21 protein-coding genes are annotated in these 23,936 nt (G+C 67.8%); 12 read left to right on the forward strand and 9 right to left on the reverse strand.

Going from position 1 to position 23,936, the window contains the following annotated elements; all coding sequences use genetic code 11:
* The first annotated feature begins 307 nt into the window (after nucleotides 1-307).
* The gene (helR, locus tag H7I57_RS19480) at nucleotides 308-2,536 is read left to right on the forward strand and encodes an RNA polymerase recycling motor ATPase HelR (protein ID WP_264025408.1); all 2,229 of its coding nucleotides are present in this window, start codon (nucleotides 308-310) and stop codon (nucleotides 2,534-2,536) included.
* Between the two features lie 9 nt (nucleotides 2,537-2,545).
* Here helR and H7I57_RS19485 read toward each other — a convergent pair whose 3' ends face one another.
* Entirely contained in the window at nucleotides 2,546-2,977 is a 432-nt protein-coding gene (locus tag H7I57_RS19485) for an Rv2576c family protein (RefSeq protein ID WP_264025410.1), read from the reverse strand.
* Nucleotides 2,978-3,256: 279 nt separating this feature from the next.
* Between H7I57_RS19485 and urtA the strand changes: the two genes are divergently transcribed.
* The 8 genes from urtA to H7I57_RS19525 all read left to right on the forward strand — a co-directional run bounded on the left by urtA (nucleotide 3,257) and on the right by H7I57_RS19525 (nucleotide 10,536).
* A complete protein-coding gene (urtA, locus tag H7I57_RS19490; protein ID WP_264025411.1) occupies nucleotides 3,257-4,522 on the forward strand; it encodes an urea ABC transporter substrate-binding protein in 1,266 nt (421 codons plus the stop codon).
* A gap of 1 nt (nucleotide 4,523) precedes the next feature.
* Nucleotides 4,524-5,408, forward strand: a complete 885-nt coding sequence (gene urtB, locus H7I57_RS19495) for an urea ABC transporter permease subunit UrtB (protein WP_264025412.1) — start codon at nucleotides 4,524-4,526, stop codon at nucleotides 5,406-5,408.
* Nucleotides 5,405-6,523, forward strand: a complete 1,119-nt coding sequence (gene urtC, locus H7I57_RS19500) for an urea ABC transporter permease subunit UrtC (RefSeq protein ID WP_264025414.1) — start codon at nucleotides 5,405-5,407, stop codon at nucleotides 6,521-6,523. Before urtB ends, urtC begins: the two co-directional genes overlap by 4 nt.
* Complete coding sequence (urtD, locus tag H7I57_RS19505) at nucleotides 6,520-7,362, forward strand: urea ABC transporter ATP-binding protein UrtD (protein WP_264025415.1); 843 nt, start codon at nucleotides 6,520-6,522, stop codon at nucleotides 7,360-7,362. Before urtC ends, urtD begins: the two co-directional genes overlap by 4 nt.
* Nucleotides 7,362-8,054, forward strand: coding sequence for an urea ABC transporter ATP-binding subunit UrtE (gene urtE, locus H7I57_RS19510; protein WP_264025416.1), 693 nt, complete (start codon nucleotides 7,362-7,364; stop codon nucleotides 8,052-8,054). The genes urtD and urtE overlap by 1 nt, the downstream gene beginning before the upstream one ends.
* Nucleotides 8,055-8,073: 19 nt before the next feature.
* On the forward strand, nucleotides 8,074-8,652 hold the full coding sequence (locus H7I57_RS19515) for a hypothetical protein (protein WP_264025417.1): 579 nt from the start codon (nucleotides 8,074-8,076) through the stop codon (nucleotides 8,650-8,652).
* A gap of 166 nt (nucleotides 8,653-8,818) precedes the next feature.
* Nucleotides 8,819-9,241, forward strand: a complete 423-nt coding sequence (locus H7I57_RS19520) for a hypothetical protein (protein ID WP_264025418.1) — start codon at nucleotides 8,819-8,821, stop codon at nucleotides 9,239-9,241.
* Nucleotides 9,238-10,536, forward strand: a complete 1,299-nt coding sequence (locus H7I57_RS19525) for an APC family permease (RefSeq protein ID WP_264025420.1) — start codon at nucleotides 9,238-9,240, stop codon at nucleotides 10,534-10,536. The genes H7I57_RS19520 and H7I57_RS19525 overlap by 4 nt, the downstream gene beginning before the upstream one ends.
* Here the strand turns inward: H7I57_RS19525 and H7I57_RS19530 are convergent.
* On the reverse strand, nucleotides 10,512-11,735 hold the full coding sequence (locus tag H7I57_RS19530) for a cation:proton antiporter domain-containing protein (RefSeq protein ID WP_264025422.1): 1,224 nt from the start codon (nucleotides 11,733-11,735) through the stop codon (nucleotides 10,512-10,514). The two genes, H7I57_RS19525 and H7I57_RS19530, sit on opposite strands and share 25 nt — an antisense overlap.
* 184 nt (nucleotides 11,736-11,919) lie before the next feature.
* Here H7I57_RS19530 and H7I57_RS19535 point away from each other — a divergent pair, with 184 nt between their 5' ends.
* Nucleotides 11,920-13,317, forward strand: coding sequence for a DUF2254 domain-containing protein (locus H7I57_RS19535; protein WP_264025424.1), 1,398 nt, complete (start codon nucleotides 11,920-11,922; stop codon nucleotides 13,315-13,317).
* A gap of 14 nt (nucleotides 13,318-13,331) precedes the next feature.
* On the opposite strand, the gene H7I57_RS19540 is transcribed toward H7I57_RS19535, so the two are convergent.
* From H7I57_RS19540 to H7I57_RS19555, 4 genes are all read right to left on the reverse strand, one after another.
* Nucleotides 13,332-13,856, reverse strand: coding sequence for a DUF421 domain-containing protein (locus H7I57_RS19540; protein ID WP_264025426.1), 525 nt, complete (start codon nucleotides 13,854-13,856; stop codon nucleotides 13,332-13,334).
* Between the two features lie 4 nt (nucleotides 13,857-13,860).
* Complete coding sequence (locus H7I57_RS19545) at nucleotides 13,861-14,691, reverse strand: SigB/SigF/SigG family RNA polymerase sigma factor (protein WP_264025427.1); 831 nt, start codon at nucleotides 14,689-14,691, stop codon at nucleotides 13,861-13,863.
* 391 nt (nucleotides 14,692-15,082) lie between these two features.
* Nucleotides 15,083-16,348, reverse strand: a complete 1,266-nt coding sequence (gene hisS, locus H7I57_RS19550; protein WP_264025428.1) for a histidine--tRNA ligase — start codon at nucleotides 16,346-16,348, stop codon at nucleotides 15,083-15,085.
* Nucleotides 16,345-17,034, reverse strand: coding sequence for an MBL fold metallo-hydrolase (locus H7I57_RS19555; protein WP_264025430.1), 690 nt, complete (start codon nucleotides 17,032-17,034; stop codon nucleotides 16,345-16,347). The genes hisS and H7I57_RS19555 overlap by 4 nt, the downstream gene beginning before the upstream one ends.
* 117 nt (nucleotides 17,035-17,151) lie before the next feature.
* Here H7I57_RS19555 and H7I57_RS19560 point away from each other — a divergent pair, with 117 nt between their 5' ends.
* Nucleotides 17,152-18,054 (forward strand): peptidylprolyl isomerase, encoded by a 903-nt coding sequence (locus H7I57_RS19560; RefSeq protein WP_264025432.1) that lies wholly within the window; start codon nucleotides 17,152-17,154, stop codon nucleotides 18,052-18,054.
* 13 nt (nucleotides 18,055-18,067) lie between these two features.
* Complete coding sequence (locus tag H7I57_RS19565) at nucleotides 18,068-19,090, forward strand: peptidylprolyl isomerase (RefSeq protein ID WP_264025433.1); 1,023 nt, start codon at nucleotides 18,068-18,070, stop codon at nucleotides 19,088-19,090.
* 3 nt (nucleotides 19,091-19,093) lie between these two features.
* Here the strand turns inward: H7I57_RS19565 and H7I57_RS19570 are convergent, their stop codons facing one another.
* From H7I57_RS19570 to H7I57_RS19580, 3 genes are read right to left on the reverse strand one after another with little or no spacing between them, the layout of a single operon-like run.
* Nucleotides 19,094-21,478 (reverse strand): RelA/SpoT family protein, encoded by a 2,385-nt coding sequence (locus H7I57_RS19570; protein ID WP_275081462.1) that lies wholly within the window; start codon nucleotides 21,476-21,478, stop codon nucleotides 19,094-19,096.
* 40 nt (nucleotides 21,479-21,518) lie between these two features.
* Nucleotides 21,519-22,127: an adenine phosphoribosyltransferase gene (locus tag H7I57_RS19575; protein WP_264025435.1), complete on the reverse strand. Its 609-nt coding sequence runs from the start codon at nucleotides 22,125-22,127 to the stop codon at nucleotides 21,519-21,521.
* Complete coding sequence (locus tag H7I57_RS19580) at nucleotides 22,124-23,785, reverse strand: ABC transporter substrate-binding protein (RefSeq protein ID WP_264025436.1); 1,662 nt, start codon at nucleotides 23,783-23,785, stop codon at nucleotides 22,124-22,126. Before H7I57_RS19580 ends, H7I57_RS19575 begins: the two co-directional genes overlap by 4 nt.
* Between the last annotated feature and the right edge of the window lie 151 nt (nucleotides 23,786-23,936).

Here is a 23,936-nt window from a genome sequence, read left to right on the forward strand (position 1 = left end):
CTCATCTGCGCAATAACACGCCGAGAACGCTTGAGTCTCAACCAAAAGAACCGCTGAACTCATCTGCGCAATAACACGCCGAGAACGCTTGAGTCTCAACCAAAAGAACCGCTGAACAGCGAAAAGGCACCCACTAGAACACTAGGAGCGCCACATACGTTCGATGCGGTGTCAAGGAGGACAATGGGCCGAGCAAGGAAGAAGCGCTTGCCCCTTCCCCTTCCACCGTATAGCGGACCAGGGGGCTTGCGGCAAGACCCGGGTCATGCCGCACAATCGCTGACCGCACGCAAAACCTAAGGGGCACATGTCGACTCAGAAACATCGAGGCACACCGAACTACGGTGATCCTTCGAACTACGGTGATTCTTCGAACTACGGTGACGAACTCGAGGCCGAACGACGGTACGTGGCCGGGCTGTACGCACGACTCGACGCCGAACGCGCGCGCGTGAAGGACAGATATCGCGCTGCGATGCGGGGCACCGGTGGCACGCTGGTGGAACGCGACGCCGAGGTGCGCGCCCTGGCCCATCAGATGACCCGGCTGGACGTGGCGGACAGCGGCCTGTGCTTCGGGCGGTTGGACAGCGTCACCGGCGAACGTCTGTACATCGGACGGATCGGCCTGCTCGACCACGACAACGACTACGAACCCGTGCTGCTCGATTGGCGGGCGCCGGCGGCCCGCGCCTTCTACGTCGCGACCGGCGCATCCCCGGAGAACATGCACCTGAGGCGCCAGTTCCACACCCGGGGACGTCGCATCCTCGATTTCACCGACGAGGTTCTCGGGCGCCCCGGTGCCGGGGAGCGCGGCGGGCGAGGCGACGCAGCCCTGCTCGCGGCCGTCAACGCCCCCCGCGGTGACGGCATGCGCGACATCGTGGCCACGATCCAGGCCGAACAGGACGAGATCATCCGCCTCGGCCACCAGGGCGTGTTGGTGATCGAGGGCGGCCCCGGCACCGGTAAGACGGTCGTGGCGCTGCACCGCGTCGCCTACCTGCTCTACACCCAGCGCAAGCGGATCGAACACCACGGCGTGCTGGTGGTCGGGCCCAACCCGGCCTTCCTGAACCACGTCGGTCGCGTTCTGCCGTCGTTGGGTGAATCCAACGTGGTGTTCATGACCACCGGCGACCTGCTGCCCGGTCTGGATGTCACTGCCGAGGACGACCCGGAGACCGCGCGGCTCAAGGGATCGCTGACGATCCTCGATGTGCTCAGGGCGGCCATCGCCGACCGCCAGCGTGTCCCCGAGCATCCCCTGCCGATCGAGCTGGCGGACGCCTCGGTGCGCATCGACGCCGAGACCGCCGAGTGGGCCATCCAGGAGGCTCGCGCGAGCAAGTTGCCGCACAACGACGCCCGCGCGGTGTTCACCGACATCCTCACGTGGGTTCTGACCGAACGGGCGATCCCCAAGATCGGCAAGGGCTGGTTGACCCGGGACGACCGGGCCGCCTGGGAGCATCTGCGGGCCGAGTTGGTCGACGAGCTCGGCGACCACGCGGGTTTCGCGGCGGCACTGGACGAACTCTGGCCGATCCTGACACCGGAAACGCTTCTGGCAGAGCTGTATACGTCGCCCGAGCGGCTGCGGGCCGCGGGCGCCGACCCGGCTCTGTTTCGCACCGATGGCGAGGCGTGGACGGTGTCGGACGTGCCGCTGCTCGACGAACTGATCGACCTGCTGGGCCGCGACAAGGCCGCCGACCAGACGGCTGAGCGGGAGCGCCGGGCGGAGACCGAGTACGCGGCAGGCGTGCTGGAGATGATGGTCGCCCGCGAGGACCTGATGGACGACGAGGACCACCTGATGGCCGCCGACGTGCTCGAGGCCGGCGACCTCGCCGACCGCTATGTCGAGCGCGACCACCGCGAACTCGCCGAACGCGCCGCCGCCGACCGGGACTGGACCTACCGGCACATCGTGGTCGACGAGGCCCAGGAGCTGTCGGAAATGGACTGGCGGGTGCTGATGCGCCGCTGCCCGAGCCGATCGATCACGGTGGTGGGCGATCTCGCACAACGGCGATCGCTTGCCGGCGCCACATCCTGGGACGCGATGCTGGCGCCCTACGTTCCCGGCCGCTGGGTCTACCGGTCACTGTCGATGAACTACCGCACCCCGGCGGAGATCATGACCGTCGCCGCCGCACTGCTCGCCGACTTCGCGCCCGGCGTCCAGCCGCCGGAGTCGGTCCGGGCGTGCGGTGTCCAGCCGTGGTCGCGGCAACTCAAGCCGGACGAACTGCACTCTGCCATCGAGGAATTCGTACGCGAGGAAGCCGCACGGGAAGGCACCAGCGTCGTGATCGGGCCCCCGGATGTGCCGGGCACGGTGACGCCGTCGCAGACCAAGGGGCTGGAATACGACGCCGTCCTGGTCGTGGAGCCGGAACGGATACTCGCCGACGGCCCCCGGGGCGCTGCCGAACTCTACGTCGCGCTCACCCGCGCCACGCAGCGCCTGGGTGTCCTCCACCAGGGCCCGCTACCGCAGGCGCTGATGGGCCTGGCACGCCGTTAGCGGATCAGCTCACCACTGTCCGAGCTGGCACCGGACGTTGTACGGATCGTCGTGCTGCACGACGACCTGACCGTCGACGGCGATGTCACAATGAGCGTTCGGCGCCGCCTGCCCGCCGCGCGTGGTGCTGCTCACGGTCAGGATCGCCCACTGCGGATCGGCCATCGTGGTCTCGAACACCCACGGCACACCGGGCGCCAGGTTCACCTTCTCCCGCTTCGCGAACGTGTAGGCGTCGGCGTTGAAGGCCTCCATGCTCGGAGGCTGACTCGTCAGGTAGAAGAGGTCGAACTCGTAGGCGCCTGCCGACGTGAGCGTGTACCGCACCTGCTGACCCTCCGGTTGGGCACTCGCCGTTCCCTGCCCGACGACAACAGACGCGGCCGCCATCAACAGTGACGCTCCGACTGCCGCCCCTACTTTGGCTGTAGCTGTTCGCATGTCCGTCACATCGCCGGACGCTACCGGATCGTTACCGATGGGACAGGCTCACCTTGTCACCCCGCCCGGCACGCAGGTCAACGGCAAACCACGGACGCAATGGTCAACACGTTAATTTGTTCGTCACACACAGACATTTGGAAGAAACACAGGCGCTCTAACGTCCCGATTCGACACCCGAGCGGTGTCGTCACTTCGGTACTTCGATGCGTTCTGAAGTTACTCCGACTCAACGCCTCATCAGGGAATGAGCGCTGTTGACACCCAGAAAGGCCGTTCATGGAACAACCCCGTCACACTGCCCTCAGACGATCGGCGCTCGCCGCAGGAAGCGTTGTCGCGGTAACGAGCCTCCTGCTGGCGGGATGTGGCAGCAAGGCGAGTGAGACGGATTCAGCAAATGCCACCTCGTGCGTCGACACCTCCGGGCCGACCATCAAGGTGGGCGCGCTGAACTCGCTGTCGGGCACCATGGCCATCTCGGAGGTGACCGTCCGCAACGCCATCGATCTCGCCGTCGAGGAGATCAACGGCGCCGGTGGGGTCATGGGCAAGCAGATCCAGCTCGTCGGCGAAGACGGCGCCTCGGAGCCCACGGTGTTCGCCGAGAAGGCCGAAAAGCTGATCAGCAGCGACTGCGTCGCCGCGGTCTTCGGCGGCTGGACGTCCTCGAGCCGCAAGGCCATGCTGCCGGTGTTCGAGAGCGCCAACTCACTGCTGTACTACCCGGTGCAGTACGAGGGGCTGGAGGCCTCCCCCAACATCTTCTACACCGGCGCGACCACCAACCAGCAGATCGTGCCCGCGCTGGACTACCTCAAGGAGCAGGGCGTCCAGTCGTTGTACCTGGTGGGTAGCGACTATGTCTTCCCACAGACCGCCAACCGCATCATCAAGGCGTACGCGGAAGCCAACGGGATGGAGATCAAGGGCGAGGACTACACCCCCCTGGGCTCGACCGATTTCTCCACGATCGTCAACAAGGTGCGCAGCGCCGATGCCGACGCGGTGTTCAACACCCTCAACGGTGACTCCAACGTGGCGTTCTTCCGGGAGTACAAGAACGTCGGCCTGACCCCGCAGGAGATGCCGGTGGTGTCGGTCTCGATCGCCGAAGAAGAGGTCGGCGGCATCGGTGTGCAGAACATCGACGGACAGCTGACGGCGTGGGACTACTTCCAGACAATCGACACTCCGGTGAACAACGAGTTCGTCGCGGCCTACAAGGCCAAGTTCGGCGCCGACAAGCCGACGTCGGATCCGATGGAAGCGGCCTACGTGTCGGTCTACCTGTGGAAGAACACCGTCGAGAAGGCAGAGTCCTTCGACGTCAAGGCGATCCAGGACAACGCAGGCGGGGTTACGTTCGACGCCCCGGAGGGTTTGGTCACGATCGACGGCGAGAACAACCACATCACCAAGACCGCCCGCATCGGCGAGATCCGCCCCGACGGCCTGATCTACACGATCTGGGAGTCCCCCGGCCCCATCGAGCCGGACCCGTTCCTGAAGTCCTACCCGTGGGCCGCCGGCCTCTCCGGCTGATATGGATGTCCTGATCGGGCAGCTGGCAACAGGATTGAGCCTCGGCTCGATCCTGTTGCTCGCCGCACTGGGGTTGTCGCTGACATTCGGTCAGATGGGCGTCATCAACATGGCGCACGGAGAGTTCATCATGGCCGGCTGCTACACCGCCTACGTGGTGCAGCAGATCGTGTCGAGTGCCGGTGTCTCGCTGCTCATCTCGCTGGTCGTCGGGTTCTTCATCGGCGGGGCGATGGGCGCACTTCTGGAGGTGACGCTGATCCAGCGGATGTACGCCCGGCCGCTGGACACGCTGCTGGTCACGTTCGGCGTCGGGTTGATCCTGCAGCAGGTGGCGCGGGACATCTTCGGTGCGCCCGCGGTCAACGTGGTGGCGCCGCCGTGGCTGTCCGGCGGGGTGGAGATCCTCGGTGCGGTGGTGCCCAAGACCAGGATCTTCATCCTGGTGCTCGCCGTGGTCTGCGTGGCGGTGCTCGCCGCCGTGCTCAAGGTCAGCCCAATGGGGCGGCGCATCAGGGCCGTCGTGCAGAACCGCGATCTCGCTGAGACCAGCGGGATCTCGTCGCGCAAGACCGACATCACGACGTTCTTCATCGGATCCGGTCTGGCCGCGGTGGCGGGTGTCGCGCTGACACTGATCGGTTCGACCAGTCCGACGATCGGACAGAGCTATTTGATCGACGCATTCCTGGTCGTCGTCGTCGGCGGTCTCGGTCAGATCAAGGGCACCGTGATCGCGGCGTTCACCCTGGGCTTCCTGAACTCGTTCATCGAATTCAACACGACGGCGTCGCTGGCCAAGGTGATCGTCTTCGTGATCATCGTGATCTTTCTGCAGGCGCGCCCGCAGGGTCTCTTCACGGTCAGGACAAGGAGTCTCGTATGAGGACCGCCCTCGGACGCTGGCAGACCTGGGCCGGGTTCGGTCTCGCCGCGGTGGTGCTCTTCGGTGTGGCGCCGGTGGTGTTCTCCGACTTCCGGCTCAGCCTGCTCGGCAAGTTCCTGTGCTTCGCGATCGTCGCGGTCGGAATCGGCCTGGCGTGGGGCCGCGGCGGCATGCTGGTCCTCGGCCAGGGCGTCTTCTTCGGCCTCGGCGGCTACATGATGGGGATGCACCTCAAGATCGCCGACGCGCAGGTCTTCGGCAACGAGGTTCCGGACTTCATGCAGATCGCAGGGGTACGTGAACTGCCCGGCTACTGGGCGCCTTTCGCGTCGCCGGCGTTCACCTTGCTGGCCATCGTGCTGGTGCCCGCGGCGATCGCCGCGGCGCTGGGGTTCGGCGTGTTCAAGCGCCGCGTCAAGGGCGCCTACTTCGCCATCCTGTCGCAGGCGCTGGCCGCGGCGCTGGCGATCCTGCTGGTCGGCCAGACCAGCCTCGGCGGCAGCAACGGGCTCAACAGGTTCCGGACGTTCTTCGGCTTCACCCTCAACGATCCGGCGAACCGGCGGATGCTGTACTTCATCGCCGCCGGGGTGCTGCTGATCGTCGTCGCCGTGGTGCGCCAACTGATGCAGAGCCGGTACGGCGAGTTGCTGGTCGCGGTGCGCGACGGGGAGGAGCGGGTGCGGTTCCTCGGGTACGACCCGGCCAACATCAAGGTGGTGGCCTACACCGTCGCCGCACTGTTCGCGAGCATCGCCGGTGCGCTGTTCGCTCCGATCGTCGGCTTCATCGCACCGTCGCAGGTCGGCATCCTGCCGTCCATCGCGTTTCTCATCGGCGTGGCGATCGGCGGCCGCACCACGCTGCTGGGCCCGGTGCTGGGAGCGGTCGGCGTGGCATGGGCGCAAACCCTGTTCTCCGAACGCTTCCCGTCGGAATGGACCTACGCGCAGGGTCTGTTGTTCATCGTCGTCGTGGGATTTTTCCCCGCCGGCTTCGCCGGCCTGGGTGTCCTGCTCAAACGGCGCCGCAAGGCAAAAGGCGAACCCGGCGGCGAACCCGTGAAGGTGCCCGACTCCGACCCCGACACAGAGAAGGTGGGAGCCACTTCATGACGCACGCCGAGGCCATCACGCCGGAGCCGGTCGCCGGCGGCAACGTCGGCATGGGCACCGAGTACCTCGAAGTACGGGGCCTGACGGTCGATTTCGACGGGTTCAAGGCGGTCAGCGACGTCGACCTCACCCTGTTCCAGGGTGATCTGCGGTTCCTCATCGGGCCCAACGGTGCGGGCAAGACCACGGTGATCGACGCGATCACCGGGTTGGTGTCGGCCACCGGTTCGATCAGCAAGTCCGGAGTCGAACTGCTGGGCAAGAAGGTTCACAAGATCGCCCGCGCCGGTGTCGGGCGGACCTTCCAGACCGCGAGCGTCTTCGAGCAGCTGACCGTGCTGCAGAACCTCGACATCGCCGCCGGTGCCGGCCGGTCGCCGTGGACGCTGCTGCGGCGCCGCCACGGCGTGCTTCCCGCGATCGAGGAGGCCCTCGACACGATCGGGTTGACCGACCTCGCCGAGAAACCCGCCGGGGTACTCGCCCACGGGCAGAAGCAGTGGCTGGAGATCGGCATGCTGCTGGTGCAGAACGCCGACGTGCTGCTGCTCGACGAGCCGGTCGCCGGCATGAGCGCCGAGGAGCGCGAGGAGACGGGAAACCTGCTGCGCCGCATCGGCGGTGAACGCACCGTCGTCGTCGTCGAACACGACATGGACTTCATGCGGGCGTTCGCGACGTCGGTCACGGTGCTGGCCCGCGGGCAGGTGATCGCCGAGGGATCCGTCGCCGAGGTCCAGGCCAACCCCAAGGTCCAGGAGGTCTATCTGGGGACCGCCGCGGCGGGCGCTTCATCTCTAGGAGACGTCCCCTCCGAACTGATCGAGGAGAACTCCTGATGCTCGAGCTCGTCGACGTGCACACCGGCTACGGCCGCAGTGAGGTCATCCACGGGGTCAGTCTCGAGGTCCCCTCCGACGGCGTCGCGGCGGTGATGGGTCACAACGGGGCGGGCAAGACGACGCTGCTACGCGCCGCGGTCGGCCTGCTCAAGTGCACGGCGGGCAAGGTGCTGTTCGACGGGGACGACATCACCAAACTCCGTCCCAGCGCCCGGGTCGGCCGTGGGCTGGCCTACGTGCCGCAGGGTCAGCAGTCGTTCGGCCAGCTGACCACCGCCGAGAACCTCCAGGTCGTCGCCGACGGACGCAAGAACGGCAAGCAGCTCATCGACGAGCAACTCGATCTCTTCCCGGCTCTCAAGGAGCTGTTGCCCCGCCGCGCCGGCCTGCTGTCGGGCGGTCAGCGCCAACAACTGGCGATCGCCCGTGCGCTCATCACGACGCCGAAGTGCCTGATCCTCGACGAGCCGACCGAGGGCATCCAGCCGTCGGTGGTCGCCGAGATCGAGGAGGCCATCACGTCCCTGACTGCCCGCGGCGACATGGGCGTGCTGCTGGTCGAGCAGCACATCGGGTTCGCGCTGGAGTCCTCGCAGCGCTACTACATCCTCGAGGCCGGGCGGGTCACCACCAGCGGGACGGGCGGCTCGGCGTCGGAGGCCGACGTCCGCGCTGCGATGGCCATCTAGTCTTTTCCACACTTCGAGCGTGTCGGCACGCGACACTCTGATCATGGGCGCGCCCCTGGAACCGGTCATCATCGCCGAGCAGGGTGGTCTGGTGGTGGCCGAGCACGGCGCCGCGGTCCTGCTCATCGACCGGGGCAACCGCGTGGTGGAGATCACCGCATATGTACTGATCGTCCTCACCCTGGTGTTCGGCGGATTCGGCGCGGTGTCGATCGTCGACTCGGTGACGGATGGCCGCTCATCGGTACCTATCACACTCGGCACGATCCTTCTCGCCGTCGGCGTCTCGGCCGCAGTCGTCGCCGGCTTCATGATCAGGTCGGCGTACAGGATCCGGCGACGCGCATTGAGCACCTTCACGCCGCTGGCGGTCTTCGACCGCGCCCAGCGGGTATACCGGGACGGCGCGGACCAGGCTGTCGCCCCCCTGGACCAGGTTCGCTTCGAGCGCCGGATGCAAATGACGTCCAGCTCCCCGCAGTTGGTCGCGGTGACGCCGTGGGGAACCCACATCCTCAAGCGCGGCAACCCGTTCGGCGGCGGCATCGGCCGGGTCGACGAGGTACTCAATGACATGGTGCAGGGCCGCACGCTTTAGTGCTCGGCCGCTGCCCCGCTGCCGACGTTTGTGCGTTCGGGATCTCGGGTACCGCGCCGAAGAGATAAAACCCGGACCGACGAGGGAGGAACGTCCGATCATCGGATCTGCGACACGTGCAGGGCGCCGAGTCCCGAGCCATCGGCGACGTCCGTCGGCCGCGCTGGTGTGGCTCGTCGCCGGTACGCTCACGGCTGCCGGCTGCGCGCCCACGACGCAGGTCTCCAACCCGTCCTCGGGCTCGGTCGCCCCTCCCTCCGGCCCCACCGCCGGCGCTCTGGCCAATCAGGATGGGCACACGACATCGTGGACCGCGCGCGGCGTGGTCAATGCGCTGGCAGACGCCGGCCTGGCGGTACCCAACGCGGTCGACAACACCGCCCAGGAGTGCCCGATCGCCCGATGCCGGCAGTCGATCGTCACCGACACCTTGCGGGTCAAATCGTTCCCGACGGCCGCGCAAGCCGAGAGTCATGCGGCGCCGCGGGGACTGCATCGGACGGGACGGATCGTCGTCGCCTTCGCTCCCCCGCTCACCGAGGCTGAGCGCATCCCCTACCGTCAGGCGCTGGCGGGACTGGCGAATTGACCGGCGGCACGGACAAGAAGCTGTCGCTGACCGGTTCGGTCGCGCTGGGAACCGGTGTGATGATCGGGGCGGGCATCTTCGCACTGGTCGGGCAGGTGGCCGAACTCGCAGGCTCCTGGGTGCCGTGGGCCTTCCTCGTGGCCGCCGTGGTGGTGGCCTTCAGCTCGTACTCCTACATCCGGTACTCCAGTACCAATCCGTCCTCCGGCGGAATCGCGATGCTGCTCAAGGCGGCCTACGGGCCCGGCGTGATCGCAGGAACGTTCTCGTTGTTCATGTATGTGTCGATGGTTCTCGCCGAGAGCCTGCTCGCACGGACGTTCGGTACGTATCTCCTGCAGCCGTTCGGTATGCAGGGCTCGACGGTGTGGGTCGCCGTCCTGGCCGTGGCGGCGATCGCAGGCGCCACCGCGGTGAATCTCGTGGGCAACAAAGTGGTGGAGACGTCCGCGACCGCGACCGCGGTGGTCAAGCTCGTCGGTATCGCCGTGCTCGCCGTCGCCGGGATTGCTGCCACCGGGGTCTCCGCATTCTCCCGGCTGTTCGCCGACGAGCGGACGCCGCCCGACCACGGCTGGTTCGGGCTGCTGGCCGGCACCGCGTTGTGCATTCTCGCCTACAAGGGGTTCACCACGATCACCAATCAGGGCGACGATGTCCGCGATCCCCGGCGAAACATCGCCCGCTCCATCGTGATCGCCATCGCGTTGTGCACGGTGATCTATCTGTTGCTCGCGGTGGCCGTGGCCGGCAGCCTGTCGGTGCCCGAGATCGTCCGCGCCCGCGACTACGCGCTCGCCGAAGCCGCCGCCCCGCTCTTCGGGCCGTGGGGAGTCTGGCTGACCGTCGCGATCGCCGTCGTGGCCACGCTCTCCGGCTTGGTGGCGAGCCTGTTCGCCGTCTCCCGGCTCTACGACATGCTTCGGGAAATGGACCAGGTACCGGGGTTGCCGGACACGGTGAATCGGCAGTCGCTGCTCATCACGGCGGCACTCGCCATCATGACCGCGACGGCGTTCGACCTGAGCCAGATCGCCTCTCTCGGGGCGATCCTGTACCTGTCGATGGACATCGCCATCCACTGGGGAGTCATCCGCCACCTGAAAGACCAGGTAGACGCCAAGGTCTGGGTGCCTGCGGTGGCGATCGCGCTCGACCTCCTGGTGCTCGTCCCGTTCGTGGTGATGAAGTTCCGCACCGACCTTCTCACCGTCGGGATCACCGCCGCCGTCGCCGGCGCGATCGTGGTGGCCCAGTGGTGGGCCGTACGTCAGCGCTCGTCCGCAGGTGCCTGAACGGCGACTCGCCGGTAGAGGGTCCGACCGAGGACCCCCGTGACGCCGAAGGCGATCGTGCTGCACGCCAACACCAATGAGCCGGCGGCGAGCACCGTCTCGTTCGCTCCGAGGCGGTCCGCTTCCAGGGTGAGGTAGAACAGCGCCGACACCCCGACCGGCCCGAACCACCCCAGATACAACGCGTCTGGAGTGCGCAGGCGCAGCGGCCGTTTCATGAGCAAGACGATCGGAATCCGCCGCAGTACCAGCACGGCGAGCACCAACACCGCTACCTGCCAACCCAACTCGTGCCACTGCCGCCATGGCAATGCCGCCCCGAACAGCACGAACAGCGGCAGCACGGCGAACCGGTTGATCGCCTCGTCGATCGGCACCTCCGCCGCACGCTCACTTCCGGTGCCGACGATGTTGAAGGCAACGCCGCCGACGAAGACGGCGAGAACACCGTCGACACGCAGCAATCCGGCCGCACCGAGAATGCCGAGAGCCAGCACCACCGTGAAGAACAACGCCGGCGCACCGACGGCCGCGCCGTGCCGCGCCCCCAGGCGGAGTGCGCGACCACCCAGCCACCCGATCCCGGCGCCGAGTGCCACCCCGCCGGCCACCTGCCACACGGATTCGACGAACGCGTCGCCCGCGCCGAGTGGGCCGGCCACCGCGAGTGCGACAAGCACAAGGGGTAGTGCCAGACCGTCGTTGGAACCCGATTCGACGGACAGCAGTTGGCGGTCGCGGGCGGGCAGGTCCCGCTCGGCGGCCTCCCCGGTGACCACGCTCGATGCCAGGACGGGGTCGGTGGGACTGATCGCCGCACCGAATAGTGCGGCGGCCGCGACCGGCATACCGAGAATGGCCCACCCCAGGCCTGCCGAGACGAGCGCCATCACCGGCAGAACGATCAGCAACAGGATCAGCAACGCTCGACCGTGCCGCCGGATGTCGCCGAACGGGTAGCGCAGCGCCACCGCCATCACCGAGATCGCCAGCAGGATCCTGCTCGCTTCGTGGAGCACCGATTGCTCAACGGCCAGCGAGGGGAAAGTAAACACGCCGGTGACCTGCGGCCCCAGCACGATTCCGGCTGTCAGCCCGAGGAGGGGTTCCGAGATCGGCAGGCTTCGCATCTTCGCCGACATCGTCGCGACCACAACCCCCAGCAGACCGACGGCTGCCAGCACGATGTCGAGTTCCACCCGTCAAGGGTTCCCACGCATTGACCGCGCAAGCGTCATCTTCGACATGAACTGAACGGAAACGTATGCCGACGCGCGTCTCGGGTACTTGGATCAGGGTGGGCAAATCGAAACTGCTCCGACTCAGCGCGCAAAGGACCCTCATGACTGCTCGGGTGTTGACCGATCCCCGCCGTCGTTGCCGATGAGCAGCAGCAACGGCCGTCGCGGCGGTTCAGGGCTCCTCGACGCCGCCAAGCAGCGCCGCACGGTATTCATCGACGCGTTGCGGAGTCGGCTGTGGCCGGTCCCGGCTCTCGGGGTGGTGGCCGCTGTCTTCGCGGGCATCGCCCTCCCCGAACTCGACGGCGCCGTCGACCAGCACATGCCGCAGGCGCTGGCGGGCTACCTGTTCGGCGGCGGGGCCGACGCGGCCAGGGAGGTCCTCGGGGCCGTCGCGACCTCGCTGATCACCGTGACCTCGCTGACGTTCTCGTTGACCCTGATCACCTTGCAGTTGGCCAGCTCTCAATACACACCGAGGTTGTTGCGGACCTTCGCGGCCGACCGGTTCGTCCAACGCACCCTCGCGCTGTTCCTGGCAACGTTCGTCTACGCCCTCACGGTTCTGCGCACCGTCCGCAACGACAGCGACGGGGAGGCGGAGTTCGTTCCGCGGATCGCAGTGACGGTGGCCTACCTGCTGGCCATGGCCAGCGTCCTGGCCCTGGTGCTGTTCCTCGGGCATCTGGTCCGCCAGATACGGATCGAGACGATGCTCGAGCACGTCTCTGCCGACATCCAGGACACCGCCCGTCGGCTGCTCGACCCGCTCGACGAACACCCCGACGACGACGGCGCGCCCGCCCCGCCCGCCGGTGCGTCAATGGTCACCGCGCGCTCCTCCGGCTTCCTCGTCGAGGTCGACGAACAGGCACTGCTCACCGCAGCGGTCGACAACGATGTGGTGATCTGGGTTGATAGTCCGGTCGGGTCCGGCATTCTGGCGGGCGTCCCGGTGGCGTTCTGCTGGTCTGCGAAGGTACCGAGAGGATCGCTCGACGAGAAAACGTTGACGTCGGTGCGTGAGCGGGTGGCCGGTGCGCTCACCACCGGCAACGAGCGCACCGCGACCCAGGACATCGGTTACGGGCTTCGTCAGCTGACGGATGTGGTGGTGCGTGCGCTGAGCCCCGGCATCAACGACCCCACCACCGCCGTACACGGACTGAACTCGTGCAGCGCGACCTTGTGCGAACTCGCCGGATATCGCCTGGGGCGCCGGGTTCTGCGGGATGCGGATGAGGTACCGCGGGTGATCCTGGCGCGACCGGACCTGGCCGACCTGCTCGACATGGTCTGCAGCCAGCCGCAGCTCTACGGAGCCAGTGATCCGGCGGTGCTGGGGAGGTTGCTGTCGATGCTGCGTGAACTCGCATGGGTCGTGGTGCTCCCCGAGCACCGGCAGGCGATCGCCGAACGGCTCCACCGGCTGGAGCGGGCGACCGCCGAGCAGGAATGCGACCCCGCCGAACGACGCCGGTTGGACGAGTTGGCTCACCATGTCCGGGAGGCACTCGATCGGCGCTGGCCTCCCGGGTGAGCGAGGAGCCTGCTCTATCGGCTCCGCGCGGGGATATCCGGCACCCCCGCCAGCGCAGACCAATCGCCGATCTTGTCGCCGGCGATGACGCTGAGGGTGCCGTCGGTCTCCAATACCACCGCCGCTATCTGGCTGACGTCACCTTGGCCCGAGGACCGGATCGCCTGGCGGATCTCGTCGGCGCTGACCCGCTGGCGGCGCAGCGCATCATCGAGCAGACGACCTTGCGACACAAGGAGTGTCGGCCGCGCCGTCAACACGGAGCGACCGGCCCCCAGCCGCGACGATACGGTCGCCGCCAGGAACTGCAATGTGGCCAGCAGCGCGAACGCAGTTGCCCCCTCGGCGAATGAGACGTCGGTGTTGAGCAGAATCGTGGCCAGCGTCGAGCCGACGGCGACGGTGACCACCAAGTCGAACGCGTTGAGTTTGGCCAGCGTCCGTTTTCCCGATATCCGCAGCACCGCGATCAGGGTGACGTAGGCAGCAGAACCGACCAGCAGCACCCTGACGATGTCGATCCAGGCGTCGAACCACATGATGTCACGCGACCTCGGCGGTCGGCGAGGGCGTGTCGGCGCTCATCCGTCGCCGCAACCGGCTCAGCGTGTCGTCCAGCAGTCGCGACACCTGCACCTGAGAGACGTTGAGTCGCAGGGCGATTTCTCGTTGGGTCAGACCGTCGAAGAACCGCATGCCGAGAATGGCGCGGCGCCGGGGGTCCAGTTCGGCGACGACTTCTCGCAACACGATGGAATCCTCGACCGTTTCGTAGCCCGGATCTTCTGCCCCCTGCGTCGCGCCGATGCCGGCTGGCTCGGACCCGTTGGCTACCGGACGGGGCGCATCGAGAGACAGCGGCCGGTAAGCCCAATGGGCAGAATCGGATTGGGCCACGTCGTCATCACCGATGCCGAGTTCCCGGGCCACCTCGGAGTAGGTCGGCGGCCGGTTCAACCGCTGGGAGAGTGTCTCGACCGCGTGCCGCATCCGCAGCTGGGTCTCCTGGACCTTGCGAGGGACGCGCATCGACCAGGTGCCATCCCGAAAGTGCCGTCGCACCTCTCCGCGGATCGTCGGCACCGCGTACGCCATGAATCGGCCCTTGGTGGGTTCATATCGGTCGACGCTCTTGACCAACCCGATTCGGGCGACCTGGATCAGATCGTCGGACGGCTCCCCCCGCCCCACGTACCGGTACGCGATGTGGTCGGCCAGCGGCAGGCATTCTGTGATGATTCGTTGTCGCCAGCGCCGGCGTTCGCTGTGGGTGCCGCAGGCGGCCAACCGCTTGAACAGGACCTCGACATCCGACCGGTCCGGGTCCTGCGCGGCGGCGTCGATCCCGGAATGGTCGCGCTCCGCGACGGTCATGGTGGCCTCCTTCGGCGGCGCGCAGAGATCGTTCCGTCTCCACGCATTGGAGTGGTCTGCTGTCCGCCTACCCGAATGGGTTGTCTAAACCTGGTCTCGGCACAATCGTTGCTCAATCGAGATGACTGCGCGGTGATGGCGACTGCGGCACGCCGAATTTCACGCGATCTGCACGATCCCCACAACCCGCTCTCAGGCCGCCGGAGTAGAGGGCCCGTGGACGCGGATCCTCCCTGGATCGACAGGTATCAACAGCGCCCGCTGGGGAACCTGTCACCGATGGTCGCGGTTGCGGCCGAGGGGACGGGAGACGGTCCGAATCTCGAAATGCGTCATGGCTTCCAGACAGAAGTGAGAACGCTGACCGCGCCGGCGATCCAGCTCGCGGATATCAACCCAGTCGTGAAAGCACTTCGGCGACAACGTCATCCACTGCGATGTCGACCTGCTCTCCGGAGGTCAGGCTCTTGACGCCGACGGTACCCGCCTCGAGGTCGCGGTCACCGGCCACCAGAGCGATCGTCGCGCCCGAGCGATCGGCGGCGCGCATCGCCCCCTTGAGTCCGCGGTCGCCATAGGCCAGGTCGACCCGAACGCCCGACGCGCGCAACTGCGCCGCCACCACCGCCAGCCGCACCTTGGCGTCGGCACCGAGCGGCACCGCGAACACGTCGACGCGTGCGCTGTCGCCGACCGACCTGCCCTCCGCCCGCAGTGCCAGCAGCGTGCGGTCGACACCGAGCCCGAACCCGATACCGGAGAGATCCCGGCCGCCGAGTTGGCGCATCAACCCGTCGTAACGCCCGCCGCCGCCGATCCCGGACTGCGCACCGAGACCGTCGTGGACGAACTCGAACGTGGTCTTCGTGTAGTAGTCCAGGCCCCGCACCATCCGCGGGTTGATCACGTACGGCACGGCCAACGCGTCCAGGTGCGCCAGCACCGTCTCGAAGTGCTCCTTGGCGGCGTCGGACAGGTGATCGAGCATCACCGGGGCGTCCGCGGTCAACTCCCGCATCTGCGGCCGCTTGTCGTCGAGCACCCGCAGCGGGTTGATCTCGGCGCGACGCCGGGTGTCCTCGTCGAGGTCGAGCCGGAACAGGAACTCCTGCAACAGTTCCCGGTACTGCGGCCGGCAGCTGTCGTCACCCAGTGAGGTGATCTCCAAGCGGAATCCGTCCAGGCCGAGGGACCGGAACCCGGCGTCGGCGACGGCGATGACCTCGGCGTCCAGCGCGGGGTCGTCGACACCGATCGCCTCCACGCCGACCTGCTGCAGCTGCCGGTAGCGGCCCGCCTGGGGACGTTCGTAGCGGAAGAAGGGTCCCGAGTAGCAGAGCTTGACCGGCAGCTGGCCCCGGTCCAGACCGTGCTCGATCACCGCCCGCATGACCCCGGCGGTGCCCTCCGGGCGCAGCGTCACCGACCTGTCGCCGCGGTCGGCGAAGGTGTACATCTCCTTGGAGACCACGTCGGTGGACTCCCCCACCCCGCGGGCGAACAGCGCGGTGTCCTCGAAGATGGGCAGCTCGATGTCGCCGTACCCGGCGCGGCGGGCGGCGCCGAGCAGCGCGGCGCGCACGGCGACGAACTCCGCCGAGTCCGGGGGGAAGTAGTCGGGGACGCCTTTGGGCGCCTGGAAGGAACTGTCAGTCACAGGGTCAAACCTTCGAGGAAGGGGTTGGTCCGGCGTTCGGCGCCGATGGTGGTGCGCTCGCCGTGTCCCGGTAATACCAGGGTGTCGTCGTCGAGCACCAACAGTTTTGTCACGATCGAGGTCAGCAGGTCACGGCCGCTGCCGCCGGGCAGATCGGTGCGGCCCACCGACTGACGGAACAGGGTGTCGCCGGTGAACACCACCGTGTCGGGGCCGGACCGCAGCTCCCCGTCGACCCGGAACACCACGGAACCCTCGGTGTGTCCCGGTGTGTGATCCACCGCCACCGTCACGCCGCCCAGCTCGATCTTGTCGCCGTCGCGGTCGAGTTCGACGACCTGCCTGGGCTCGCGGAACACGGCGCTGAGCGCCAGTCGGCCCAAGCCGGCGAACAGGCCCTGTCCGAACCCCTTGATGGGGTCGGTGAGCATGGCGCGGTCCTCCGGGTGGATGAAGACCGGACAGCCGTAGAAGTCGGCGACCTTCTGCGCCGACCACATGTGGTCGATGTGGCCGTGAGTGAGCAGTACCGCCGAGGGTGTGAGCCGGTGCTCGTCCAGAATTCGGCGCAGCGGACCCGTCGCCCGCTGGCCCGGGTCGACGACGATGGCGTCGGCGCCTGCCCGAGGGGCCAGCACATAGCAGTTGCACGCCAACACGCCGGCCGGGAATCCGGTGATCAACACCGTTCCAGCTTCCCACGTCAGGTTCGCGCCGCTGTTCAGGAGGGTCGCACCGCCCGTGCTCAGCAACAGCTGGCACACTCGGTGCCGACTGAATCGAATGCGAGGAGGACACCGGCGGTGCCGACCAACGAACAACGGCGTGCAACAGCCAAGCGCAAGCTCGAGCGGCAACTCGAGAAGCGGGCCGAGAACGAACGCAAACGCCGCCTATACACGATCATCGGATCGGCGGTGGCCGCGGTGGTGGTGATCGGCGCCGTGGTGGCCACGATCGTCATCACCAACCGCGATCCTGGTGGCCAGACCGCATCGACGGCCGGCAGCACGCCGACCACCAGCGCCGAAGACACCTCGCCGCTCGATCTCCCGGAGCAGGCCCAAGCCGGTGGCCTGCCGCCGTTCCAGGCGCCCGAGGGGCTGGGCGGCGACTGCCAGTACCCCGAGTCGGCGGAGGAGGCGAGCAAGCCCAACAACGCCCCACGCAGCGGCAAGGTGCCCACCGAGCCCGCCCAGGTCAGCGCCAGCATGGCGACCAACCAGGGCAACATCGGGCTTCAGCTCGACAACGCGAAGTCGCCCTGCACGGTCAACAGTTTCGCCAGCCTGGCCCAGCAGGGCTTCTTCAACGACACTCCGTGCCACCGGCTGACCACGAGTGAGTCGTTGGCCGTCCTGCAGTGCGGCGACCCGACAGGCGTGGGCACCGGTGGCCCGGGCTACGCGTTCGCCAACGAATACCCGACCAACCAGTACCAGCCCGACGATCCGAAGTTGAACGAGCCCGTGATCTATCCGCGGGGCACCCTGGCCATGGCCAATGCGGGACCCGACACCAACGGCAGCCAGTTCTTCCTGGTGTTCGGAGATTCGCAGCTGCCGCCGAACTACACGGTGTTCGGGACCATCGATGAGACGGGCCTGGCCACTCTCGACAAGATCGCGGCAGAGGGGACCGTCGACGGCGCTCCGGACGGCGCACCCAAGCTGGACGTCAACGTGAAGTCAATCGCGCTGGACTGACCCCGAGGCTGCCGTGAGCACCCCGCCGCCGCCGTACGGCGGCCATCCCCCGCCTCAGCCGGGCGGGTACCCGGGGCCGCAGTACGGGTACCCGGTCGGCTACCCGCCGCAGCGGGCCACCAACTCGCTGGCGATCGTCTCGCTGGTGTGCGCTTTCCTGTTCGCGCCGCTGGGGATCCTGTTCGGCCACATGTCGCTCTCGCAGATCAAGAAGACCGGCGAGGAGGGCCGCGGGCTGGCCATCGCCGGGCTGGTGATCAGCTACCTGCTGGTGGTGATGACCGTCGTCGTGGTGGTGGTCGGCTTCGTGTTCCTGGTGATGCTGGCCCGTACCCTCGAGGACTTCGACAACGGCACCGGCCTGCGCGACCCCGGTATCACCGCGGCACCCGCGCCGGACATTCCGCTGCCGCCGTTCGACCCGCCGGAAACGCTGGGCTCCAACTGCCAGTACCCGGCCACCACCGAGGCGCCGAGCAGGCCGGTGAAGCCGCCGCAGATGGGCAGAACACCCACCTCTCCTGCGTCGATTCCGGCGGGCATCGTCACGGACCGCGGCGACATCGGGCTGACGTTGGACAACGAGAAGGCGCCGTGCACAGTGCGCAACTTCACCAGCCTGGCCCAGCAGGGATTCTTCGACCAGACCCGCTGTCATCGGCTCTCCGTCCGCACCGACCTGCGGGTCCTGCAGTGCGGCGACCCGACGGCCACCGGGGACGGCGGGCCGGGCTACCGCTTTCCCAACGAATACCCGAGCAATCAGTACCGGCTGACCGACCCGGCGATGACGACCCCGGTCGTCTACCCGAGGGGCACGCTGGCGATGGCGAATTCGGGTCCCGGCACCAACGGCAGCCAGTTCTTCCTCGTGTACGGCGACTCGGTCCTGCCGCCGACGTACACGGTGTTCGGCACGATCGACGCCAGAGGACTTGCGGCGCTGGAGAAGATCGCGGCGGGCGGGGTGGCCGGCGGCGCGCAGGACGGAAAGCCCGTCACCGCGGTGACGATCGAGTCGGTGAAGGTCGGCTGACCCTCAGGCCGCGGAGGTGACGCGGTAGACGTCGTAGACACCCTCGACGTTGCGCACCACGTTGAGCACATGACCGAGGTGCTTGGGGTCGCCCATCTCGAAGGTGAACCTGCTGATCGCCACGCGGTCGTTGGACGTCGTCACCGACGCCGACAGGATGTTGACCTTCTCGTCGGCCAGCACCCGCGTCACATCCGACAGCAGCCGGTGCCGATCGAGTGCCTCCACCTGGATCGCGACGAGGAACACCGACGACGGAGACGGCGCCCACTGCACGTCGATGATGCGTTCCGACTGTTGTTGCAGCGAGGTGGCGTTCGTGCAGTCCGTGCGGTGCACACTGACTCCCCCGCCGCGGGTCACGAAACCCATGATGTTGTCGCCCGGCACCGGGGTACAGCACTTGGCCAGCTTCGTCAGCACCCCGGGCGCCCCCGGCACCGCGACACCGACGTCGTCGGTGCTGCGCTGGCGCATCGACATGGTCGCGGGCGTGGACCGTTCCGCCAGTTCGTCGGCGGCCTCGTCGTCGCCGCCGAGCTGTGCCACGAGTCGCTGCACCACGTGGCGGGCCGACACATGGCCCTCGCCGACCGCGGTGTAGAGCGCGGACACGTCGAGGTAGCGCAGCTCACGTGCCAGCGCGCCCATCGACTCGCCGGTCATCAAGCGCTGCAACGGAAGTCCGCCGCGGCGTACCTCCCGCGCGATGGCATCCTTGCCGGCCTCCAAGGCCTCCTCGCGACGCTCCTTGGCGAACCACTGCCGGATCTTGGCCTTCGCCCGCGGCGATACCACGAAGGTCTGCCAATCCCTCGACGGCCCGGCGTTGGGGGCTTTGGACGTGAAGATCTCGACCAGTTCCCCGTTTTCGAGCTTGCGCTCCAACGCCACCAACCGGCCGTTGACGCGGGCGCCGATGCAACGGTGACCGACCTCGGTGTGCACCGCGTACGCGAAGTCCACCGGTGTGGACCCGGCGGGCAGGGTGATCACGTCGCCCTTGGGCGTGAACACGAAGATCTCCTGCACCGCAAGGTCGTAGCGCAGCGACTCGAGGAACTCACCGGGGTCGGCGGCCTCCCGCTGCCAGTCGAGCAGCTGCCGCATCCAGGCCATGTCGTCGATCTCGGCGGCGGCGTGTGCGGTGGGTAATCCGTTGCGGCCCTTGACTTCTTTGTATCGCCAGTGCGCGGCGATGCCGTACTCGGCGGTGCGGTGCATGTCGCGGGTGCGGATCTGCACCTCCAGCGGTTTACCCTCGGGTCCCACCACCGTGGTGTGCAGCGACTGGTAGACCCCGTAGCGCGGTTGGGCGATGTAGTCCTTGAAGCGACCGGCCATCGGCTGCCACAGCGAGTGCACCACGCCGACCGCCGCGTAGCAGTCCCGGATCTCGTCGCACAGGATGCGCACACCCACCAGATCGTGGATGTCGTCGAAGTCGCGGCCCTTGACGATCATCTTCTGGTAGATCGACCAGTAGTGCTTGGGCCGGCCCTCCACCACCGCGTTGATCTTCGACGCGGTCAGCGTGGCGTTGATCTCGGCGCGCACCTTGGCCAGATAGATGTCGCGCGAGGGCGCCCGGTCGGCGACCAGGCGCACGATCTCGTCGTACTTCTTGGGATGCAGGATCGCGAACGAGAGGTCCTCGAGTTCCCACTTGACCGTCGCCATGCCCAGCCGATGCGCCAGCGGCGCAATCACTTCCAGCGTCTCGCGAGCCTTGCGTGCCTGCTTCTCGGGCGGCAGGAACCGCATCGTGCGCATGTTGTGCAGCCGGTCGGCGACCTTGATCACCAGCACCCGCGGATCGCGGGCCATGGCGATGATCATCTTGCGGATGGTCTCGCCCTCGGCGGCGGTGCCCAGCGCCACCTTGTCCAGCTTGGTGACGCCGTCGACGAGGTGGCCGACCTCCGTACCGAACTCCTCGGTCAGCGCCTCCAGCGTGTAGCCGGTGTCCTCCACGGTGTCGTGCAACAGCGCGGCGATCAGCGTGGTGGTGTCCATCTCGAGTTCGGCCAGGATGTTGGCCACAGCCAGCGGGTGGGTGATGTAGGGGTCACCGGAGCGGCGCAGCTGGTCGGCGTGACGCTGTTCGGCGACCTCGTAGGCACGCTGCAGCAGCGTCAGGTCCGCCTTCGGATAGACCTCGCGGTGCACCGCGACCAGCGGCTCGAGCACGGGGTTGATCGTGCTTCGCTGAGCCGTCATGCGGCGTGCCAGCCGGGCCCGTACCCGCCGCGACGCACTCGTCGCCGCCTTGGACGAGTCGGGCTTGGGAAGCTCCATCGGCTGCGTCTCGGGGCTCGACGCCCCGGACGCGGGGGGTGATTGCACGGCCTGGCCGGCGCGTGGATCTGCCTGGATCTCGCCGGCCATGCTCACCTCCTGTCACTGCGCTCTTCGCAGGATATCCCGCTCAGACCGTGAGCAAGCTCGTGACCGGCAGTGGTTGCAGGCCGACGCGCCCGCCGAGGGCGGCGAGCTCGAGCATCACCACCGCCCCGGCCACGTTCGCACCCGCCGCCGCGAGCAACTTGTGGGTGGCCGCAAGCGTGCCGCCGGTGGCCAGCACGTCGTCGATCACCATGATCGATCGGCCCGCGAGCTCGACGCCGTCGGCGGGTACCTCGAGCGTGGCGGTGCCGTACTCGAGGGTGTAGGTCTCGCTGATCACCGGCGGCGGCAGCTTGCCGCCCTTGCGGACGGCGACCACGCCGATCCCCAGCTGCAGGGCGACCGCGCCGCCGAGCAGAAACCCGCGCGCGTCCACACCCGCGACCAGGTCAACGCCACGGGCGATGTCGGCGATCGCACCGCTGACCGCCGCCAGGCCACGCGCATCGGCGAGCACCGGGGTCAGATCCTTGAACTGGATGCCCGGTTCGGGAAAGTCGGGCACCTCGCGCAGCAACGACGCGATGATCTGCGCAATCCCGGCGCCCGATGTCGCCGGCGGCCCGGCTCCGGCGCCCGATGTCGCCGGCGGCCCGGCTCCGGCGCCCGAGGCCGTCCCCGAGGTGCTCACCGGCTCAGCTTCCAACGGTCCATGTTCCACCCCGCCCCCCATCGCGTCGGATTGCCGCTCACCGCGTACATCTTCGTCGACGTCAACAGGGTCCGCTGCTGACGGTACAGCGGCAGCGTCGGCATGTCGGCCCACAGTATCGGCCGCGCCTCACCGAGCAGGCGGGCCATCTCCTTGGGGTCGGAGGCCACGGCCATCGTCGCGATGATCCCGTCGATGCGTTCATTGGCGTAGCGAGGGAGGTTGTTTCCGTTGCCGCTGTGCAGGGTGTAGGCGTCGACGATCGACGACCCCGACGACCCGCTGCCCGCGGCGCCGCCGGTGCTCGCGAGCAGCACGTCGATCTCGTTGTCGCGCAACGCCAGCGGGCCCACGTTCTCCCCCGCGGCGTCCTCGACGGTGATGCCTGCGGGCCCACAGGACTTCGCGATGGCCCCCACCGCGGCGGCGAGCCGGGCGTTCGGCGTCTGGTAGCCGATCCGCACGGTCAGTGGCCGGCCGCCCAATTCGGTGCGGGCCGCATCGGGGTTGGCAACGGCGAACCGCCCGGCCTCCGGCGAGGTCTCGGCCATGCCGTAGGCGTCCTCGGTGGCGGCATTGAGCCGCAGGTCGGACACCGGCACCTCCGCGTTGCGGGCGATGACGTCACGCGGGGTGCACAGCGCCAGCGCGCGACGGGCAGGCACCGCTGCGAGCGGCCCCTGCGGGGCGAAGATCAACTGCTCGACGCCGGATGACGGCGCGTCGGTGCGCACGTAGTCGTCCGGAAGGTTCAGGGTGCCCGACGACCCGGCCGCGATGTCGACGACGTCGTAGGCGCCTTCGTTGACCCGGTCCTGTAACTCGGAACTGCGCGGCCAGACGGTCACCTTGCCGGTGACCGGTTCGGTGCCCCACCACTTGTCGTTGGCCGCCAGGACCACGGCCCCCTCGTCGGTCACCGACTCCAGCTTGTAGGGACCCGACGACGGGAAGCGTTTGACATCAAGGTCGGGGGTGAGGTTCCAGGTGGTGTTCCAGACCCGGGCGATGCGCTCGATCACCGGGCCGTCGTTGTTGAGCAGCGCCGTGGTCACGCCGCCCTCGCCGAGGCCCAGCTCGTCGGCGATCACGTGCGACGGCATCATCGACGTCGCGGCGAACAACTGCCCGTAGTCGGCGAACGGCCGGTCCTGGGCGAAGGACACCCGCGCCTTCTTCTGGCCCGGCGCGCAGTCGACGGAGGCGATGTCGGTGTAGCCCGCCCGGCTGGCCGCGTCGAACCACGGGAATCTACCGGACTGCGACACCCACGCCAGCACCATGTCGTCACAGGTGATCGGTTTGCCGTCCGAGTACACCGCCTCGGGCTTGATCTCGTAATCGAGGATGAGCGGTGTCCGGCCGACCACCGCGACGCTGCCGAAGTCGTGGTCCCCCACGATCTGACCGTCGGGGCCGTGATAGTTGAAGCCCGTCAGCACCCGGGCGAAGGCCTGCGGACCACCCGAGGCGGCACCGGCGACGGTGTTGGTGTTGTAGGTGATCAGGGTGCCGTCGATGGCGTAGTCGATCGAATCGGCCGCGCTGTTCGAACACGAGGTCAGACCGAGCGTGACCACCACGGCCACCACCGCGGCCAGGAGGATCGAGAGTCGTGGGATCGGACGGTGGGTCATCGGACCTACCGCTCCTAGCGCTTCCGTGGGCTTCGCTTACCCGACGGTCGCCCGGTCCTGCTGGAGGTGGGCCGGACGGGACGCGCGCCCGGCGCCGGCTTGTCCGGGGCGGGGCCCGCGGGCGCAGCCGGGGCCGCCCCCGACGCAGGCT

This window comes from Mycolicibacterium pyrenivorans (genome assembly GCF_025821625.1).
GTDB lineage: Bacteria > Actinomycetota > Actinomycetes > Mycobacteriales > Mycobacteriaceae > Mycobacterium > Mycobacterium pyrenivorans.

Bases quoted from the DNA above. Each gene is read 5' to 3' on its own strand.
- helR (WP_264025408.1), top strand. From the start codon at position 308: ATGTCGACTCAGAAACATCGAGGCACACCGAACTACGGTGATCCTTCG.
- H7I57_RS19485 (WP_264025410.1), bottom strand. From the start codon at position 2,977: ATGCGAACAGCTACAGCCAAAGTAGGGGCGGCAGTCGGAGCGTCACTG.
- urtA (WP_264025411.1), top strand. From the start codon at position 3,257: ATGGAACAACCCCGTCACACTGCCCTCAGACGATCGGCGCTCGCCGCA.
- urtB (WP_264025412.1), top strand. From the start codon at position 4,524: ATGGATGTCCTGATCGGGCAGCTGGCAACAGGATTGAGCCTCGGCTCG.
- urtC (WP_264025414.1), top strand. From the start codon at position 5,405: ATGAGGACCGCCCTCGGACGCTGGCAGACCTGGGCCGGGTTCGGTCTC.
- urtD (WP_264025415.1), top strand. From the start codon at position 6,520: ATGACGCACGCCGAGGCCATCACGCCGGAGCCGGTCGCCGGCGGCAAC.
- urtE (WP_264025416.1), top strand. From the start codon at position 7,362: ATGCTCGAGCTCGTCGACGTGCACACCGGCTACGGCCGCAGTGAGGTC.
- H7I57_RS19535 (WP_264025424.1), top strand. From the start codon at position 11,920: ATGAGCAGCAGCAACGGCCGTCGCGGCGGTTCAGGGCTCCTCGACGCC.
- H7I57_RS19540 (WP_264025426.1), bottom strand. From the start codon at position 13,856: ATGTGGTTCGACGCCTGGATCGACATCGTCAGGGTGCTGCTGGTCGGT.
- H7I57_RS19545 (WP_264025427.1), bottom strand. From the start codon at position 14,691: ATGACCGTCGCGGAGCGCGACCATTCCGGGATCGACGCCGCCGCGCAG.
- H7I57_RS19570 (WP_275081462.1), bottom strand. From the start codon at position 21,478: ATGGCCGGCGAGATCCAGGCAGATCCACGCGCCGGCCAGGCCGTGCAA.
- H7I57_RS19580 (WP_264025436.1), bottom strand. From the start codon at position 23,785: ATGACCCACCGTCCGATCCCACGACTCTCGATCCTCCTGGCCGCGGTG.